Below are 17694 nucleotides of genomic sequence, written 5' to 3'. Positions count from 1 at the left end.
CGGCTAAAGGTGGCCGGGTGGAGCGCGGGATACGGGATGGGCGTCTGCACGAACCTCTGGTGGAGCGCGGCTCGCGGCGGTGGAAACCGTGACCGGAGGGAGGGGGGCTTGAGAAGTGGGGTCTTGCACATTCAGAACCGGATGCGCGGCCGCCTGGGCCGTAGCATGGGCCGCGTTCTGAGCCACTGTATAGGCAGAAATGGCGTACAGATGCCGCAATCCCTGCGGCGTAAACAGATGATCGAGCAGCATCGCCCCGGCCCCCAATACGCCCGCCTCACTGCCCAGCGTGCTGAGTTCGATGCGGGTGCGCTCGGCATTGATCCGCATGGTGCGGCTCAGGGCGCTGCGCTGCACGGCGTTCAGGAATACTTCTCCAGCCTGAGACAGCCGCCCGCCGATGACCACCGCTTCGGGATTGAACAGGTTCAGTGCCGTACTGACCGCTACACCCAGATGATGCCCGCAGTCTTCCCAGACGGCACGGGCCAGGGGATCGGTGTTGGCGTGCGCCAACAGGTCGGACAGCGTGGCGGGATCGGGCAAGGTAGTGGGTATTCCTCCGGCCCGCAAAGTGGCAGCCAAGGCCACTACGACTCTAGCCGCCGCGTAACTTTCGAGGTCGCCGCGACTCTCTGGAGGGCTGCCCCCAGCCTCCTGCGCCGCTTGCTCATTGATGCTGATATGCCCGATTTCGCCCGCGCCGCCCCGCACGCCCCGGTGCAAGCGCCCACCCAGCAGTACGCCCGCGCCGATGCCTGTGGCGACTTTCACGTAGATCAGGTCTACCGCGCCCCGGTGTGCCCCAAACCTTGCTTCGGCCAACGCGCCCAAATTGGCGTCGTTGTCGACTTGAACGCCCACGCCCAACACGCCTTCCAATCTGGCCCGCACGTTTTCGCCGTCCCAACTGTGCATATTGGGGGGCTGCACCATTTGGCCCGTGCTCTGGTCGACCGGGCCGGGTACGCCTACACCCGCCAGCGCCACCACGTCCCGCGTCAGGCCCGCATCTTGGATCACACCTGCGCTCAGGTGGGCCAGCAGCGCACACGTGGCCGCTGGGCCAAGGCCGATATCATGCGGCACTTGCCGGGTCGCCAGCGTGCGGCAACGCAAATCCAGCAAGTCTACGCGGGCGTGGCTTTTGCCCAGATCAATTGCCAAGAGGCAAGCGGCCCGGTCGTTCAGTGCCAACAGTGTTGCTCGCCGCCCCGCCGTGGCCGACCCACGTGTGCCGACTTCCTGCACCAGCCCGACCGCCATCAGTTCGCTGACCATAGAACTGATCGCGCTGCGCGACAATCCCAGCTCGCGGGCAATATCTACCCGCGCACGCTCGCCTTGCCACAGCAGTCCCAGCAGCAGCAACGTATGCTGTGCGCGGATAGCCGCAAGGTCAAGGGTGGCGTGAACAGGTTCAGACATTCAGAAACTCCGTTTGGATCATAGAAACATGGAACGCGCAGCCGCAGCAGGCGTCAGGAAAAGCGGGGTGAAGCTCAGCGTCGGCAGCAGAGAAAGGGCATCGGGTTTCCTACAGAGCGCAGGAGTGGATGAATCTGGAATGAAGCTATCTTGCATCTTCAGTATTTTGTTTGTCAAATGAACGAATTAATTAAACCGGTTACAGTTGCCCTTTACCCCTATCACGTGAGAAACTTAACAGGTCTATCCGCTTCATCCATTGAGAACGGCCCACAAGCAACAAAAATGACCGAGAATTCAATCTCGGTCAAGATTCATTCTTGTTAAATTTGACGTTCTAACAATCTTACCCTTCGCCCCCATCCACTTGAACTGCCCCGCCCCCTACTTCTGGCCGCAGCAACGGGAACAGCAGCACGTCGCGGATAGAGTCGCGGTCGGTGAGCAGCATGGTCAGGCGGTCTATGCCCATGCCCATGCCCGCAGTCGGCGGCATACCGTATTCCAGCGCCAGCAAAAAGTCCTCGTCCTGCTCGTGGGCCTCGTCGTCACCAGCGTCGCGGCGGGCAGTCTGGGCCTCAAAGCGGGCACGTTGATCGAGCGCGTCATTCAGCTCGGAATAAATCGGGGCCAACTCGAACCCGGCGATGTACAGGTCGGCACGTTCGGCCACGCCGGGGCGCTCGCGGTGGGCCTTGACCAGTGGGCTGATCACCAGCGGCATATTGGTCAGGAACGTGGGGTTGATCAGGCCCGGTTCCACATACTCGCCGCCCAACTTGTCCAGCAACTTGTAACCGGGTACCTTGCGGAATTCGGGGTGCTTGGCATCGCTCCACTCGCGCAGTTTCACCAAGTCCAGCGGATCGAAGTCCAGGTTTGCCGCGTCGGTGAGTGCGGTCACGAAATCCAGACGCTTAAAAGGCAGGCTGAAATCTACGGTTTTGCCCTGATATTCGATGACGGGAATGCCGCGCAGTTCCATGACCAGGCCGTGCAACATGGTTTCTACCAATTTCATCATGTCTTCGTAGTCGCCGTAAGCAAAGTAGGCTTCCAGCATCGTGAATTCCGGGTTGTGGGTGCGGTCTATGCCCTCGTTGCGGTAATTGCGCCCAATTTCATATACTCGCTCGAAGCCGCCGACCAACAGCCGTTTCAGATACAGTTCGAGGCTGATTCGCATAGAAAACTCGTGTCCGAGAGCATTGTGGAAGGTCTTAAACGGCTTGGCTTCCGTGCCGCCCGCCACCACTTGCAGGGTCGGCCCTTCCACTTCCATAAAGTTCTGATCGTCCAGAAAATGCCGGATAGCCCGCACGATGCGCGAGCGGGTGCGGTACACCTCGCGGCTTTCCGGGTTGATCATCAAATCGACGTAGCGGCGGCGGGCACGCAATTCCTCGTCTTGCAGGCCGTAAAACTTGCTGGGCAAGGGGTGCAGGCTCTTCACCAGCGGTTGCCACGCCTGAGCTTCCAGCGTCACCTGTCCGGTTTTGGTTACGAACGGAAAGCCGCGCACGCCGATGATGTCGCCCAGATCAATCTTTTTGGTAGCGGCAAATTCTTCGGTCGTTTTCTTGCCAAAGTAGACTTGCAAGGTACCACTTTCATCCTGCACATCGGCAAACGCCGCGCCGCCCATGTGCCTGAACTGCATCACACGGCCTGCCAAACTGTAGGTTTCGTCTTCCCACTTCTCGCCCACCTCGCCGGAAGGGTGCGCCTTCAGTACATCGGCAGCGTGATGCGTTTGCGGGTAGCTGTAGGGAAAGGCCTCGAAGCCCGCTTCGCGCAGGGCGTCTAGATTGTTCAGGCGACTGATGGTCTGTTCGTGCAGGCCGTCGCGACGCGGAGGAATGGGTTCAGGGGTGGGCAATTCCGACATAAGCTTGAGTATAGGGCGGGGGCCGCAATCAGGCAGGCCAACAGAACACAGGCCAGAGGCTTGAGCATGGCGCTCTCCTCTGGCCTGTAAGTGGCGGAGACTGGGTCGACGCTGACTTGAATGGGGGGCAGGAACGGTTGCTCGGTGGCCCCCTCACCTCTTGCTTTGCAACGCCCTCTCCTGCGTAGCTCTGCGAGTTCCACAAGGGGGAGGGGATAAAAACTAATCGAACGCTCTTCTTAGACCCTTAGACGCCCGTCCTTCGTGCCACAGCCGAAAATCTACGCCCCACACCCTCAATAGTCGATAGCCTTCACCTTGTATTTCATCTGCTTGCCGTTGTCCAGATTCACCACAAAGGCGTCACCTTTTTTGCGGCCCATCAGTTCCTTCCCAACGGGGCTGTCTTCGCTGATGCGGGGCAGACTTCCGCCCAGTACAGCGGCTTCGGGGGCGCTGACCACCTGCACGCGCATCTCTTTTTTGGTGGCGTCAATGATCAGTGTGACCAGTGCGCCGAGTTCTACCCGGCCTTCGTTTTCATGCTCGGCAATGATGGTGGCGCGACCCAGCGTGTCTTCGAGTTCGTCAATCCGCGCTTCGATATTCATCTTTTCGCGCTTGGCGTCTTCCAGGCCGGTGTCTTCGTTGTCGGCGCTGGTCTCCATCTGCTCTTGCAAAATGCGTGTGGCTTCTGCAAGGCGGTTTTGCTCCTGCAACAGGGTCTTCTGAAGGCGCTCGAAGCCTTCGGGGGTCAGTCTGATCTGCTTGGTTGCCTGTGACGTCACTCTTGCCTCCGGTTGCGCCGTGTTGCTTTCCGCTACCAAACGCCTGTCTCTACAAGCCCGTATTCGGTGTCAGGGAAAAATCACGGCAGGGATGGATGGGGGATGAATTTGCCCCGGTGCGGGGACTGACAGGTTGACTGGGATTCCGGGCGCATTCTGTCATATGCGCGGGGTTCAGGCAAAGGTGGGGGGTCAGCAGCCAGCCGGAGCCGCAGGACGCAGCCGGGTCAGGCGGGCAGTGGCCGCCACCAACGCTACCAACACCGCGCCTAACACCGCCAACGCCGCAGGTACCGCAGCCGGGCCACTGCGCGAATACAGTATGCCCAGCAGAATCGGCATCAGGATTCCACCCGCCGAACCCGCCACCAGCAGGAACGGAATCAGGCGGGCGGGCAGGGTGTGGGTCATCCACGCGAGCGTGGTGCCAAAAATTGGGCCGAGGCCAAGGCCTGCCAGCAGGTAAGCGAAGGGGGCAAGGGTGGTGCTGCTGGCCCCCAGCGCACACAGGGCCACCAGCACGGCGCTCGCCAGTACCAGCCGGGGCGGAGACACCCGCGCTCCCACTGCCCCAGTAATAATGCGTCCCAGCGTCAGGCCCGCCCAGAATCCGCTGAGGATAAAGGCCGAGCCCGCCAGACCGACGCCGTCCAGATGCCGCGCCAGCCAAGCACCGAAGCCTGCTTCCAGGCCCACATAAGCCGCGATCAGGGCCGCGAACAATCCGAACTGCACTCCCGGACGCGCCGCGACTGCCTGTGCAGGAGCCACCTGCATGGCGGGCACACCCCACAGCCGCACCAGCCCCAGCGTGAGGGCCGAGAGTGCGGCCACCACTAAAAACGGCAGGGCCAGGCTGCGCGGAGCCAAGCCCGCCACCACCAACGGCGCGGCGATGCTGCCCAACCCAAACACAGCATTCACCAGATTTACGGCGCGGGTGCCCACGCTGGCATAGGCGGCATTCAGTGCGGCGCTGACGGTGCCGAGGCCCAATCCGCCCACCAGTGCCCCCGCCAGAGCCAGGTTCCAGAGCGGTGCAAAACCGACCAAGCTGACCCCTGCGGCCAGAATCAGCAGGCCGGATACCACCACGCGGCGCAGGCTAAAGCGCGTCAGGGCCACGCCTGTCAGCGGCGGAGCGAGGGCCGATCCCAAAAAATGCACGCTGGCAATCCAGCCTACCGCTGCCGTGCCGACATCAAAACGGGTCTGAAAAAAAGCGAATGCAGGGCCGTACATGGCCTGAATGACGCCCAGAGTAAAAAACGCCGCCGCCCCTGCACCCAGCAGAGGCAGTGACAATCGCACCGATTTTGCGGCTCCGGGCAGGGCAGTTTCAGACACACTCACGGCTGGGAAGCGTAGCACGCGGGTCTCAGGTCAGTATGAACGCAGGCCAGAGCACCGGCACACAGGGGACAGAGCACAGGGACAGCAGCGGCGAAGCCCCACCGAAAGCAGCATTCTAAAGAAAAGCCAGCATGCACGGCCTTCGCCTCTCCCCTACTCTGTCCTATGACCCACAAGACCTCAGACCGCGAACACCGCCAGGCCGACGAACAGGCCCAGCAGCACCCCGAAGGCAACGTGCTGCAGGCTACCGATATGCCCAAACAAGGCGTATTCGTAGAGAACGGCGAACCCAGCACGCAACCGCCTGCGCCGGAAGTCGAGCAGGAATGACGTGAAAGCCCGCGCAGCAGAACTGGCGGGCTTTGATATTTAAAAGACTTTTTTGAGAAACAGGCTCTACTTGCTCATCACGACCAGCGCATACAGCATTTGGCTGGTGCTGCCGTCTTTGGCTGGCCCCCACTGGTAGCCGATGCTGGGCCCAATCAGGAACGGCAGGGCTTTGATGTTCAGCAAGACGTCGTTGCGGAGGTAGGTGTAATCGCTCGTCCAGTTGCGGGTTCCGCGCACCCGCAGCGCACCCAGCCCAAATTCAGGCGTGCCCGGAATGCGGTAGGTAATGGTGGCGTTAGATTCCTCGTAGCGGCCAAGGTTGAGGCTGGGCAAGGCCACTTCGCCGCCCGCAAAGCGTTCCAGATGCGACAGATTTAGGGTCACGCCAGCGCCGGGCCGGTATTCCAGCGAGGGCGAGATGTCCACGCTCCACTGCGCCTTGTCATTCAGCGGAAAGGTGTACAGGCGGGCGGTGCTGTCTACTCGCCAGTTGAATTGTTGGCCGATAGGCTCGCCGTAGCCGCCATTGACCTGGGAAAAGGTGTAAGGTACAAAATTTGAAGGCTCTGCACCGATACCCACTGTATTAAGAATGCGAATTCGGTCTTGCCAAACCGTAGAGGCGTAGCCCACATTAAAACGGGCGATATAGGGATTTCCCTGATACCCCTGAATAGATGCGCCGTATTGAATGCCTTTAAATGGGTCGTGCGTGACTTCAACTTTGGCAATTCCAGCCGGAGAATCACCGTTGTTCACGATTCCGGCCAGCAGCGTCGTGTCTTTGATGCGGGTACTAATGTTGTATTCCCAGTATTTATTGTGTTTGACCAACGCCACGCGTACATCTTGCAGGGTGGGTAAAGGGAAAGAGCGGACGCCAAATGCATTGACTTTATCGATATCTGCACCGAAATCTAAGACACCTTCGATGCCTCCCAGACGGCCCACGTACCCTGCTGGAAACTGAAACCGGAAGGGTTCGGGGGCAGCAGACTGCGCCTGAGCGGGCATCACTGCCGTGAGGGCCAGACCGGCAAAACCAATTTTGCCAATCAAGGTCTTGTGAAGTGAAAACAAAGGATTAGACACTAGGGCATCCTGCCGTTTTTCAAGATGAAATACGTGATTCGACTTACACTCGAGCCTAAGACAATGGAAGCAGCTTTTGTCTGAGGCTCAGCGCTTCACATTCACAATCGTCACGCCGTGCCCGCCCTGGTTGGTTTCGGCGTCATGGAAGGATTCCACCCGCTTGTCGTTTTTCAGGTATTCGCGCAGGAGGCGGCGCAACACGCCCTGGCCCTTGCCGTGAACCACCCGCAGTGGGCTTTCCTTGAGGGCGTGGGCCTCCAGAATGGCCGTTCTGAGTTCTTCCACGGCTTCCTCTACGCCCATGCCGCGCAGTTGCAGTTCGTTCTGAAAGGTACTTTTGGTGGTGCCCACAAAAGTACGTGGTGCCTTGGCTTTGACTTCCTGCTTCACGCGCACGTCACGGCGCTTCACGCCCACCTTCATCACGCCGAGCTGCACCACCAAATCGTCGCCGCGCAGTTCCAGCACCTGCCCGGTGGCGTTGTACGCGGGAACATCCACGTTGCTGCCCACCCGGATCGGGTCGCCACGTTCCTCGCGGGGGGCGGGGGGCGCGGGGCGGGCCTTTTGCGCGGCGGTTCGCAGGTCGCGGAGTTCCTGCATCACGCGGGGGCGGGCCACGTCTTCCTGGGCGCGGGCACGCAGCGTTCGTACCCGTTCTATGGCATCGGCATACAGCGTTTCGGCCTTCTGCGCGGCTTCGGCCAGCATCTCGTTGCGCCTCTGCTCCAGCGTTTCGCGTTCATGACGCACGCGGGCCAGTTCGGTTTCGGTGTCGCGGCGGGCCGACACGGCGGCGGCCAACTGTTCTGCGAGGTCGGCCCGCTCATGCTCCAGCCCTTCCAGCATCCGTTCCATCAGGCCCGCGTTGGGACCGAGCAGGGTTTCGGCCCGCACCAGCACGTCTTCGGGAAGGCCCATGCGGCGGGCAATTGCCAGCGCGTAGCTGCGTCCGGGCTGCCCGACTTGCAGGTGGTAGGTGGGCGCGAGGGTCGCCAGATCGAAGCCCATGCTGGCATTCCGTAACCCAGGGGTTTCCAGCGCAAACTGCTTCAGGGGCGACAGGTGAGAGGTGATGATGCCCCGCGCATTTTGCCCCAGCAGTTGCTCGATCAGGGCCTGCGAGAGTGCCGCGCCCTCGTCCGGGTCGGTGCCGCTGCCCAACTCGTCAATGAGAACCAGCGTATCGGGGGCCGCATGCCGAAGCACGAAACGCAGGTGCTTGAGGTGGCTGGCAAAGGTAGACAGGCTGGCCTCAATGCTCTGCTCGTCTCCTATGTCTACCAAGACGTCGCGCACGACGGGTAGTTTGGCACTGGCCGCCGCCACGTACATCCCGCACTGGTGCATGAGGACGGCCAGCCCCAGCGTTTTGAGGGTGGCCGTCTTGCCGCCCATGTTCGGCCCGGTAATCAGCAGCAGCTTGATGTCCCCAAGCCGGATGTCGTTGGGCACCGGGTTTTCGATCAGGGGATGACGGGCCTCGCGCAGATCGTAGGCGTTGTCTGTCACGGGTTCGGGGCGGTTCAGTCGCCAGTCGCGGGCCAGCCGGGCTTTGGCGGCGATCAGGTCGAGCGTGCCGATAGTCGAGAGGGTCAGCGGCACGTCGGGGTCGGCGGCCAGCAGGCCCGACAACTCGGTCAGAATCCGGCGCACCTCGGCCTCTTCATCAAGGATCAGGCGGGCCAATTCGTTGTTGAGGGGCGTCACGGTGGCGGGTTCTACAAAATAGGTCTGCCCGGTGGCCGAAGCGTCCACGATGATGCCCTGCACCTGCCCGACGCGGCTGGCCTGCACGGGCAACACGTAGCGGTCACGCCGAATGGTTACGATATTTTCCTGCAACACGTCGGCCCAGCGTTCCAGCGTGTTTGATAGGCGTTCACGGATCCGGCTCCGCAGCGGTTCTATTCGCTTGCGGAGGTCGCGCAGGCGGGGGCTGGCGTCGTCGCGCACCTGTCCGTCGCGGTCAAGTGCGCCCAGCACGCGCCGCACCAGTTCGCTGTGGTCGGCCAGCCCATGCGCCACTTCTCGCAGCGGCCCCCGAGAATTGGCCCCAATCGCCCGCTTCACGGTCATCGCGCCGTCCAGCGAATAGGCCGCCGTCAGCAGGTCGCTGCCCGACAATACCCGGCCTTCTATGGCCCGCCCGTGCAGGTCGCGGATATCCTGAATCCCGCCGAGGCTCAGGCTCACGCCGAACATGGCGTCCTCGACCTCGTTCAGTTCGCGGGCAATCCGGCCTCCATCTGCCGAAGGCTCCAGCGCCTGCGCCCGCTCCACCCCCAACGAGGTGGCGCTGCGCTCGGCCAACGCTTGGCGGATACGGGGAAAATCTAGGGCAGACAGGGCGCGGGCATCGAACGACATCGCCTGTGAGCATAACAACGTCGGGGGGTATTAATCGTGCGCTGTGTGGCTTAGAGAAAATTTGGGAATGGGAGTTGGTGGCTGACTTGGAAGGTGAACCTCCCCGTTGCTGGCGCAACGCCCCCCTTAGAGATGGGGACTAAAAGCTGTTGTGCTCCCCTTAAGGGGAGTTGACTGCAAAGCAGACTCGGGGGGGTCACCCATAGTCCCATCCCCCTACGCGCTCATCCCATTCTTTCGCGTCCCAGTCTTCCCACGACCCGCCCGCACGATGTCCTGCACACCCTGCACGCGCAAAATAGCCGTGCGTACCAGCTCCAGATCGGCGTTGCCTGTCACGGCCATTCGCAGGTGAATATGGGCGGTGTTGTCGGCATTCACGCCCGCCTCAATCTTCATGGGGCTGCGTTTTTCGGCGCTCAGAACACCCAGAATGTCGGCCAACAGGCCCGGACGATCCGGCGCGATCACGTCCAAATCCACAATCGTTCCGCCCGGTGTGCCCGCGTCCCAACTGGCGGCGATGCAGCGTTCGGGTTCGTCTTTCAGCAGCCGGATCATGTTGGGACAGTCGATCCGGTGAACGCTGACGCCCCGGCCCCGCGTCAGGTATCCCATGATCTGATCGCCGCGAATGGGGTTACAGCACTGAGACAATTTGCTGGAGGTGGTCAGTCCCTCCACGTACACGCCGCCGGGTTCGGGCGTGCGGGGCGTGACCGGGCCGCGTTTGCTGGGGCCAGTCGGAGCCTGCTCCTGCGCCAGACTGGGCGACAAAATCCGGGCCACCACACTCGGCGTCGTTTTGCCCGAGTGCAGAGCAAAATACAGATCGTCGGGGTTGCGCGTGCCCATCAGCTTGTGGGCCGCGTCTTCCAACAATTGCGTTCTCATCAGCTGGCGCACGGCCAGTTGCCGCTTCCGCAAATAGCGTTCCAGCAGGTCGTGCCCATGCTTGAGCGCCTCGTCGCGCTCCTGCGTGCGGAAGTGGTGGCGGATTTTGGAGCGGGCGCTACGGGTGATCGTAAAGTTCAGCCAGTCGCGGCTGGGGTGGCCGTTCTTGCTGGTCACGATCTGCACCATATCGCCGTTGCCCAGCTTATGAGACAGCGGCACGATCGACCCGTTGACCCGCGCCCCCACCGTCGTTTCCCCGATCCGGGTGTGAATGTGGTAGGCGAAATCCACGGCGGTGCTGCCTACCGGCAAACTGATCGCCAACCCTTTGGGCGTAAACACCCGCACGCGCTGACTCAGGATGTCGGTTTTCACGGCGTCCATGTAATCGCTGGCGTCGTTGATCTCGTTTTGCAACTCGCGCAACTGGGTAATCCAGTTTTCGCGGTCACGCTGCGCCAACTGTGCGCCCTGCTTGTACATCCAGTGCGCCGCCACGCCGTATTCGGCCACTTCATGCATGCGGAGGCTGCGAATCTGCACTTCTATCGGCTGCCCACTCTGGGTAATGACGGTGGTATGCAGGCTCTGGTAGCCGTTGGGTTTGGACACGGCGATGTAGTCCTTGAAGCGCCCCGGCAGCGGCGTCCACATCGAATGCACGATAGACACCGTGTGGTAGCAAATGCGTTTCTCGCGGGTCTGCTCGGCCCGTTCGCGGCGCTTTTCGTCGGTTCCGGGCGGCACGATCAGGTCTTTGGGCTTCAGGATCACGCGGATCGCCAGCAGATCAAAAATCTGTTCCAGCGCCTTCCCCTCTTTTTGCATCTTGTTGTGAATGCTCCAGAGGTGCTTGCTGCGGCCCGAAATATCGATGTCGCTGACCCATTCCGGCAATTCCAGATCGTCGATCAGGGATTCTTGCAACTGCGCCACCGCACTCTGAATCAGGGCGTCACGCTCCTCCTGCTTGGTTCGCAGGCGGGTTTGCAGGTATTCGTAGGCGTCGGGTTGCAGGTAGCGGAAGCTGAGGTCTTCGAGTTCCCACTTGATCTGCCCGATGCCGAGGCGGTGCGCCAGCGGAGCAAAAATCTCCATCGTTTCGCGGGCGATGCGCTGCTGCTTTTCGGGCCTCATGCTGCCCAAAGTCCTCATATTGTGCAGGCGGTCAGCCAGTTTCACTACAATAATTCGGATGTCGGCGGTCATGGCGATCAGCATTTGCCGCAGATTTTCGGCCTGCATATCGCGCCCGGCGTCCTTCACCTCGGCCACCTGGCTGCCCTGCTTGCTCAGTTTGCTGACCTTGGTTTCGCCCTCAACGATCCGCCGCACGTCAGGGCCAAACTCGGATTCGATCAGTTCGAAGGTGATGCCGTCCACGTCCTCTACCGTGTCGTGCAGCAGGCCCGCCATCAGGCTGTCGGTGTCCATGCCCAGCCGTGCCAGAATGACCGCCACCGCCACCGGATGCGTGATGTACGGCTCGCCGCTCTTGCGGTTCACGCCGTCGTGAGCGTCACGGGAAAAAATGTAGGCTTTTTCTACCCGCACCCGCTCGGCTTCGGGCCGTTCGGAAACCAGCACCCGCAGTTCGGCCATGCCGTGATCGTCGGCGCGGGCGTCCTCTGGCTGGGCATGTGCAGATGAGGCGGCAAGGGTGGCGTCTGGCTCCGGTAAATGAAGGTCAGTAGGCAGGTCGGACGGGTTGGTGTTTGGCGGGCCGGACACGCGGGGCAGCATAGCGCGGCGGTGGCCCGGACACGGGGAGTCAGGTCACGGGAACGTCAGGGCTACACGGCAAGAACGCCGCAACAAGGATGCCACAGCAAAAGCGCCTACCCGCAAGTAAGCGCCTAGAGTTCAGTTTTGGGTCAACCACAGAGAGAAGTGAGGGAGATGATCCTCAGCGGCGTTCGCGGACGCGCACGGGAATCGGGACGGGTTGCAACTGACGGGGAGGCTGGACAGCGCCCTTCAGCGTTTCGCGCAACCAATCTATGAACTCGCGTAAGCCCTTCACCCCCATAGTTTAAACCCCGTTTTGTGGAACAAATGCGGGCAAGCTGACCGTGGCTTTACGTTCGGCGGGAGGAGCGTTCGGGAATGGCAATACGGCGTGGGAGTGCCTGCTCAGACAGGTTGTTGCAGTGGCCAGAAAGACCGACTGGCACACGTGCAGGCCAATCCTATTATCATGAGGGGTTCTGACCGATTGTAGATCAAGGCCACATGAATGCCCCAATACGGTGGGGATGTGAGGGCATGAATAAGCTCGACCTCATCACCTGTCCTTCACGCGGCCCTGACCTATACTTGCGGGCGTGCTGTTGCCCGTTTCGCTCCTCTCTGCGCCGATGCTGTCTGTGCCCATGCTGTTCGCGGCCCTCTTTTCCTACCCAGACCCGGCGGGCGATGCACGCGGCGACGGCGGCTACGTGCTGCCCACCCGCCCAGCCATCAGTGGCGACGCCCTAGACCTGCGCGAATTCCGGGCCGAAGCGTTGGGCAACACGGCCAAGAAAACGCTGCCACTGCTTCAGGGCACGGCTAAACCATCGACGGGAATGCGCTTTACGGTGGGGCTGGGACGCATCGAAAACCCCTGGGGCTTGCCTTCCGGCTTTTCGGCCAGTGTGGTTGACATTTTTGTGAAATCACCGCTGGGCACAGTACGCACACTGGGGAATCTGGGCCTGAACGTGCGCGGGGCGGGCGGCTGGCAATACCATGTACGCGTCACCGGGGCCGGGGCCACATTGGAAGGTCTACCCACCGGACAGGAGGGCGCCTCGTCCAGCCTGAACCAGAAACCTGTGCCGATGGCGGCCCCCACGGTCAGCATAGAAGGCACCAATCTGGTCATCGATACGGCCATTCCATCCGGCCAGTACGCCTATTGGGTCACGAGCAGCGTGTATTCGCCCCTGAGTGCCGACGGCATTTTGCGTCCAAGCACCGGGCCGGATACTTCGGCGCTGCAAGCCAGCCGCGCCAGTGCGCCCGCCCCGGTAGACGTGCTGGCCGCACCCGACGATACGGCGGTGTACACGCTGGACACGCTGGCCCCGGTGGGAGAAACCCGCGACAGCCGCACGCTACTCCTGGCCGCAGTGGGCGGCGTGGGCCTGCTGCTGACCGTTGGCGCGACGGTGCTGGTCTGGCGCAGACGGAGCTTCTGAGATGACCGACGCCCCTACGGCGCAGGCGCAGGCCGCTGGCTGGAGCCGCAACATTCCCGCCCCGCTGCTGATTCTGACGGCGGCGTTTCTGTGGGGACTACTAGGCATTTTTGGCAAGAATGTGCAGGTAGCGGGCGTGGGGCCATTGGAAGTGGCCTTCTGGCGGGCGGTGTTGGGCGGCGGCCTGTTTGCAGCACACGCCGCGCTGATTCGTGCGCCCTTGCCACGTGGACGCGATTTCTGGATCACGGCGGCGTTCGGCATCGCGGGCGTCAGTATTTTCTACGGCTCCTATCAACTGGCGGTACGGGCAGGCGGCGCAAGTTTGGCGAGTGTGCTGCTGTACACGGCCCCGGCGTTTGTGGCCCTGTTCGGCTGGGCGGTCTTGCGCGAGCGGCTGGGCAGGCGCGACGTGCTGGCAGTGGCCGGAACACTGGCGGGCATCGCCCTGATCAGCCTCGGCGGCGGGCGGGGCGTCACCGTGTCGGCGGCGGCGCTGGCGTTTGGGCTAGTCGCCGGATTCACTTACAGCCTGTATTACCTGTATGGAAAGGCGTTTTTTGGCCGCTACTCACCGCCCGCGCTGCTGGCTGTGGCCTTGCCCATAGGCGCATTGGGCCTGCTACCCTTCGTAGAGTTCAGCGCCAAAACACCCGCTGCGTGGAGTGGGCTGGGGGCCATCGCCTTCCTGTCTACGTACCTCGCCTATACCGCCTATAGCCTCGGCCTGCCGCGCCTGCCCGCCACCCGCGCCAGCGTGATTGCCAGCCTGGAGCCGGTGGTGGCCGCAGCCCTAGCCGCGTGGCTGTTTGCCGAACGCCTGTCGGTCACGGCGTTACTGGGCGCGGCATTGGTTATTGGGGCGGCGTTGCTGCTGAGTTTGAAGGAGTAGGGCCGAGTATTCCCCCGCCCTTCAACTCCTCTCCCTCACCACCCGCCCTTCAAGTCAAAGTTCCATTCGAAGCTGCGGCCCCAGGGCAAATCGGCGGCGTCAAGGGTATAGGTCTGGCCCAAGCGCAACGGAAAATACTCGGCGGCCAGCTTAAGCAGGGCGGCCTGACCCTGCGGCGTGTTCAGTTGATCTTCAGGCAAAGCTTTCCGGAGGGCGGCCCGCAAGTCAGCGCTGTAAATGATGTCGTTGGCGTATTCACGGGCCAGCAACGCGTCCTGGCGCACTGCGTTCACACCGCCCAGAGTGAGCTTAGCATGGGCCAGAGCCGTGCCCAGGTTGTTGCCGGGCGTGCCCCATGCCGCGAGCGAGCGCAAGTTGGCAGGCTGGCGCAACACCGCCAGATCTGACCAGAGGCGCGTATTGCCCAGATTCACCTTTTCCACGTCGGCCACCGCCACCGGGCCAACCCGCAGCAGGGTGCTGATTCGCACGGCAGCGCGGCGCGGGTCTCCCCCATTGAACACGTACAGCGTCAGGTCTGCGGGGCCAGAAGCCACTACCCGGTAGCCGCTGCCCTCGGCATGATTCAGGGCGCTCTGGGTCAGAGGAATGCCCTCGTAGCGGATCACGGCCTCTGCCGCTTTGGGGTCGCTGTATTCCACGCGCACGGTTTTGGGGGCGGGAGCCAGAGTGCGGGCCGCCAGCATAGACAGCACCTCGTCGGCTCCGGGGTACACGCGCACATTGGCCGGGGCATTCTGCGCCAGCGCCGCACCCTCTGCCGGAGCAGGACTGCCCGCCAGGGCATCATCCCAGGCGATGTGCAGTTCGGCAAATACACCTTCGCGTGCCCACTCCACCATGCGGCGCGTCACGTTCAGATTGCGCTCCCGGTGGGTGGCGTCCGGCTCGCGGGGCAGCGTGATGAAGGCGTAGATGGGCTGCCCGGTGCGGGTTTTCCAGTCTCTCAACGGGGCCAGGCGGGCCAGCGCCTCATCGGTGGTCAGTGGGCTGGTGCGCGACTGCACAAGGCCGCCGTAAGCGAGGGCGTCCAGAGCAACGACGAGAGGGCCGCCCACCGGTTGAGCATTCAGCCACGCCGTCAGGGCTGCCGGGTCTGCGCCGCGTGTGGCATTGCCCAGCAGTTCGGCAGGCACCACCTGTATTTCACGCCCGCTGAGGCCCGCGATCAGGGCTGGCAATACCCGCGTGGCAGGCCGGGAATCCAGCGGAATAAAGGTCTGTGCACCCGCCTGGAGCAGGCCCGCAGACAGGAAGGAGAGAAGAAAAGCAGGCTTGAGCATGGGCTTCAGGCTAGAGGCAACGCGTGAGGCACGGCAGCGGGAAAGATGAGAGCGGGGCGGGGGAATCTTCTGAGGCTGTGGGTAAACCCCCCGTTGCCCCGCAACGCCCCCCCTAAGGAGGGGAATTATACCTGGCCGTTCTTTGCCCTCAGCCCCTTCGACCCTAAAGCCTTAGACCAAGCACCCGTATCCCGTGCGTCTCCACTCCGCAACACTTCCCGTCTTTTGTCCTGACGTTTCGGCGTACCTTACATCTCATGATGTCTTGGGGAGATTTGTGGGCGCTGGCGTGGCGAGGACTCACGCGGCGGCCTGTGCGCACGCTGCTGACGGCGCTGGGCATTACGGTGGCCGTTGCCAGCATGGTGGTTTTTCTTTCTCTGGGCGAGGGAATTCGCAAGGTATTCACCAGCGAACTCGGCGGTATCGGGCCAGATGTGCAGGTCAGCCTCAGCGGGTTTACACAGGGCTTTGCGCCGCAGCCCAATCTGCCCGAAACGGCGGTGGCCGACATTCAAAAGCTGGCGGCGGAACTGGGGATCACCTCGGTGACGCCGGTGGTCATGAGCGTCAGAAGCAGTCTGGACGTATCGCAGAGTGTGGTGCTGTACGGCCTGCCCGCCGCGCAGGGCATCAGCACGGTGTTTCCCAAAATCGTGCCCGCCACAGGCCGCGCCCTGATTGCTGGCGATGAAGGCCAAAAAGTGGCGGTGGTGGGGGCCAAAGCCGCTGAAAACCTGCGCCTGAAGGTGGGCAGCACGCTGAATCTCACACGCCGGACTTCGGTCAAGGTAATCGGCGTGCTGGCGCAAGAATCAGGGCTGGTAGATTCTTTTATTTTTCTACCGCTGCGAACCCTGCAAGACGCCGAGGGAGCCACAGGCCGGGTGTCGCTGGTGGCCCTGAAATTGGAGAATCCCCGTGATTCCCGCGCCGTCGCCACCACTCTCGCCAAGCGGCTGAATCTGGAAGCCTCGACCCAATCGGATTTCCTGAGCTTTGTGGAACGTGCCCTGCGAATCAGTGACGCCGTGCGCTTCGGCATCAGCCTGATCGCGCTGATCGTGGGCGGGCTGGCCGTCGCCAACACCGTGATGATGGGCGTGTTCGAGCGTACCCGCGAATTTGGAACCCTACGGGCCATCGGCGCACGCCCCGGCTTCGTGCGGGCGCTGGTGCTGACCGAATCGCTGCTGCTGGCGCTGGCAGGCGGCGTGGGCGGCATCATTCTGGGACTGGCGGGCATCTGGGGCGTGAATCTGTACACCCAAAACTTGGCCGGAATAGACGCGGCGGCCCTGACCCCGCGCCTGACCCTGCTCGCGCTGGGCATCAGCATTTTGCTGGGGCTGCTGTCGGGGCTGCTCCCCTCGCGCAGTGCCAGCCGCCTGAGTATTACCGACGCACTGGGGCGCGTATGACCTCGCCTGTAGTGGTGGACGGAAAGGTGGCCCCCGACGCCTCCCGCCCCGCCCTCGTAACCCAGGATTTATCGCGCATCTACCCCAGCGGTGAAGGCTCCGTGACGGCGCTGGCCCCGTTTACCCACACCTTCCCGCAAGGGCTGACTGCCGTGGTGGGGCCGAGCGGCAGCGGCAAAAGCACCCTGCTGAATCTGCTGGCGGGCTTCGATACCCCCAGTTCCGGGCGCGTGGTGGTGGGCGGCACCGATCTGCACAGCCTCTCGGAAGCGGGCCGCGCCGACTTCAGGCTCAAGCATTACGGGTTCGTGTTCCAGAACCACAACCTCGTGACCATTCTGAGTGCGCTGGAAAACGTGGAATTCCCGCTGACCTTGGCCGGAATGAAGCCCAAGGAACGCCGCGAACGCGCCCGACAACTGCTGGAGCGCGTGGGATTAGGCAACCGCGCCACGCACCTTCCAGGCCAGTTGTCGGGCGGAGAGGCGCAGCGGGTAGCGATTGCCCGCGCCCTGGCCTGCGACCCCGCCGTGCTGCTGGCCGACGAACCCACCGGAAATCTGGACACCCGCACGGGCCAGAAGGTGCTGGATTTGCTGACCGCACAGGCGCAGGGGGGCCGGACGGTGGTGCTGATTACCCATGACCGGGATGTGGCAGCGCTGGCAAGCCATACGCTGCGGGTGCGGGATGGAGTGGTGAGCAGCTAAATCGGCAGTGGAACTCAGACAGTCAAATGG

13 protein-coding genes are annotated in these 17694 nt (G+C 62.5%); 5 read left to right on the top strand and 8 right to left on the bottom strand.

All coding sequences use genetic code 11. The features are described from left to right. Window positions 1–3 precede the first annotated feature (3 nt). From M1R55_RS12975 to M1R55_RS12960, 4 genes are all read right to left on the bottom strand, one after another. A complete protein-coding gene (locus tag M1R55_RS12975; RefSeq protein WP_249392163.1) occupies window positions 4–1428 on the bottom strand; it encodes an ROK family transcriptional regulator in 1425 nt (474 codons plus the stop codon). A gap of 346 nt (window positions 1429–1774) precedes the next feature. Continuing rightward, entirely contained in the window at window positions 1775–3316 is a 1542-nt protein-coding gene (gene lysS, locus M1R55_RS12970) for a lysine--tRNA ligase (RefSeq protein ID WP_249392162.1), read from the bottom strand. A 296-nt stretch (window positions 3317–3612) separates the two neighbouring features. Further along, entirely contained in the window at window positions 3613–4104 is a 492-nt protein-coding gene (locus M1R55_RS12965) for a GreA/GreB family elongation factor (RefSeq protein ID WP_249392161.1), read from the bottom strand. Window positions 4105–4296: 192 nt separating this feature from the next. Then, on the bottom strand, window positions 4297–5457 hold the full coding sequence (locus tag M1R55_RS12960; RefSeq protein ID WP_249392160.1) for a sugar MFS transporter: 1161 nt from the start codon (window positions 5455–5457) through the stop codon (window positions 4297–4299). 165 nt (window positions 5458–5622) lie between these two features. Between M1R55_RS12960 and M1R55_RS12955 the strand changes: the two genes are divergently transcribed. Then, window positions 5623–5790 (top strand): hypothetical protein, encoded by a 168-nt coding sequence (locus M1R55_RS12955; RefSeq protein ID WP_249392159.1) that lies wholly within the window; start codon window positions 5623–5625, stop codon window positions 5788–5790. Between the two features lie 66 nt (window positions 5791–5856). Here M1R55_RS12955 and M1R55_RS12950 read toward each other — a convergent pair whose 3' ends face one another. From M1R55_RS12950 to M1R55_RS12940, 3 genes are all read right to left on the bottom strand, one after another. Continuing rightward, window positions 5857–6885, bottom strand: a complete 1029-nt coding sequence (locus M1R55_RS12950) for a hypothetical protein (RefSeq protein WP_249392158.1) — start codon at window positions 6883–6885, stop codon at window positions 5857–5859. A gap of 87 nt (window positions 6886–6972) precedes the next feature. Beyond that, window positions 6973–9258, bottom strand: a complete 2286-nt coding sequence (locus M1R55_RS12945) for an endonuclease MutS2 (RefSeq protein ID WP_249392157.1) — start codon at window positions 9256–9258, stop codon at window positions 6973–6975. A gap of 216 nt (window positions 9259–9474) precedes the next feature. Beyond that, the gene (locus M1R55_RS12940; protein WP_249394213.1) at window positions 9475–11757 is read right to left on the bottom strand and encodes a bifunctional (p)ppGpp synthetase/guanosine-3',5'-bis(diphosphate) 3'-pyrophosphohydrolase; all 2283 of its coding nucleotides are present in this window, start codon (window positions 11755–11757) and stop codon (window positions 9475–9477) included. 722 nt (window positions 11758–12479) lie between these two features. On the opposite strand from M1R55_RS12940, the gene M1R55_RS12935 reads away from it, so the two are divergent. Beyond that, a complete protein-coding gene (locus M1R55_RS12935) occupies window positions 12480–13337 on the top strand; it encodes a glucodextranase DOMON-like domain-containing protein (RefSeq protein ID WP_249392156.1) in 858 nt (285 codons plus the stop codon). Window position 13338: 1 nt separating this feature from the next. After that, complete coding sequence (locus M1R55_RS12930; protein ID WP_249392155.1) at window positions 13339–14229, top strand: DMT family transporter; 891 nt, start codon at window positions 13339–13341, stop codon at window positions 14227–14229. 35 nt (window positions 14230–14264) lie between these two features. Here M1R55_RS12930 and M1R55_RS12925 read toward each other — a convergent pair whose 3' ends face one another. Next, the gene (locus M1R55_RS12925; protein WP_249392154.1) at window positions 14265–15533 is read right to left on the bottom strand and encodes a DUF4127 family protein; all 1269 of its coding nucleotides are present in this window, start codon (window positions 15531–15533) and stop codon (window positions 14265–14267) included. A 260-nt stretch (window positions 15534–15793) separates the two neighbouring features. On the opposite strand from M1R55_RS12925, the gene M1R55_RS12920 reads away from it, so the two are divergent. Both M1R55_RS12920 and M1R55_RS12915 read left to right on the top strand, forming a co-directional pair. Further along, window positions 15794–16954 carry an ABC transporter permease gene (locus M1R55_RS12920; RefSeq protein ID WP_249394212.1) on the top strand — a complete coding sequence of 387 codons (1161 nt, stop codon included), beginning with the start codon at window positions 15794–15796 and terminating at the stop codon, window positions 16952–16954. After that, complete coding sequence (locus M1R55_RS12915; protein ID WP_249392153.1) at window positions 16951–17664, top strand: ABC transporter ATP-binding protein; 714 nt, start codon at window positions 16951–16953, stop codon at window positions 17662–17664. The genes M1R55_RS12920 and M1R55_RS12915 overlap by 4 nt, the downstream gene beginning before the upstream one ends. Window positions 17665–17694 lie beyond the last annotated feature (30 nt).

Source organism: Deinococcus sp. QL22 (assembly GCF_023370075.1).
GTDB lineage: Bacteria > Deinococcota > Deinococci > Deinococcales > Deinococcaceae > Deinococcus.
Note: the sequence above shows the minus strand (reverse complement) of the source record. Positions and strands in the feature narration are given on the sequence as shown.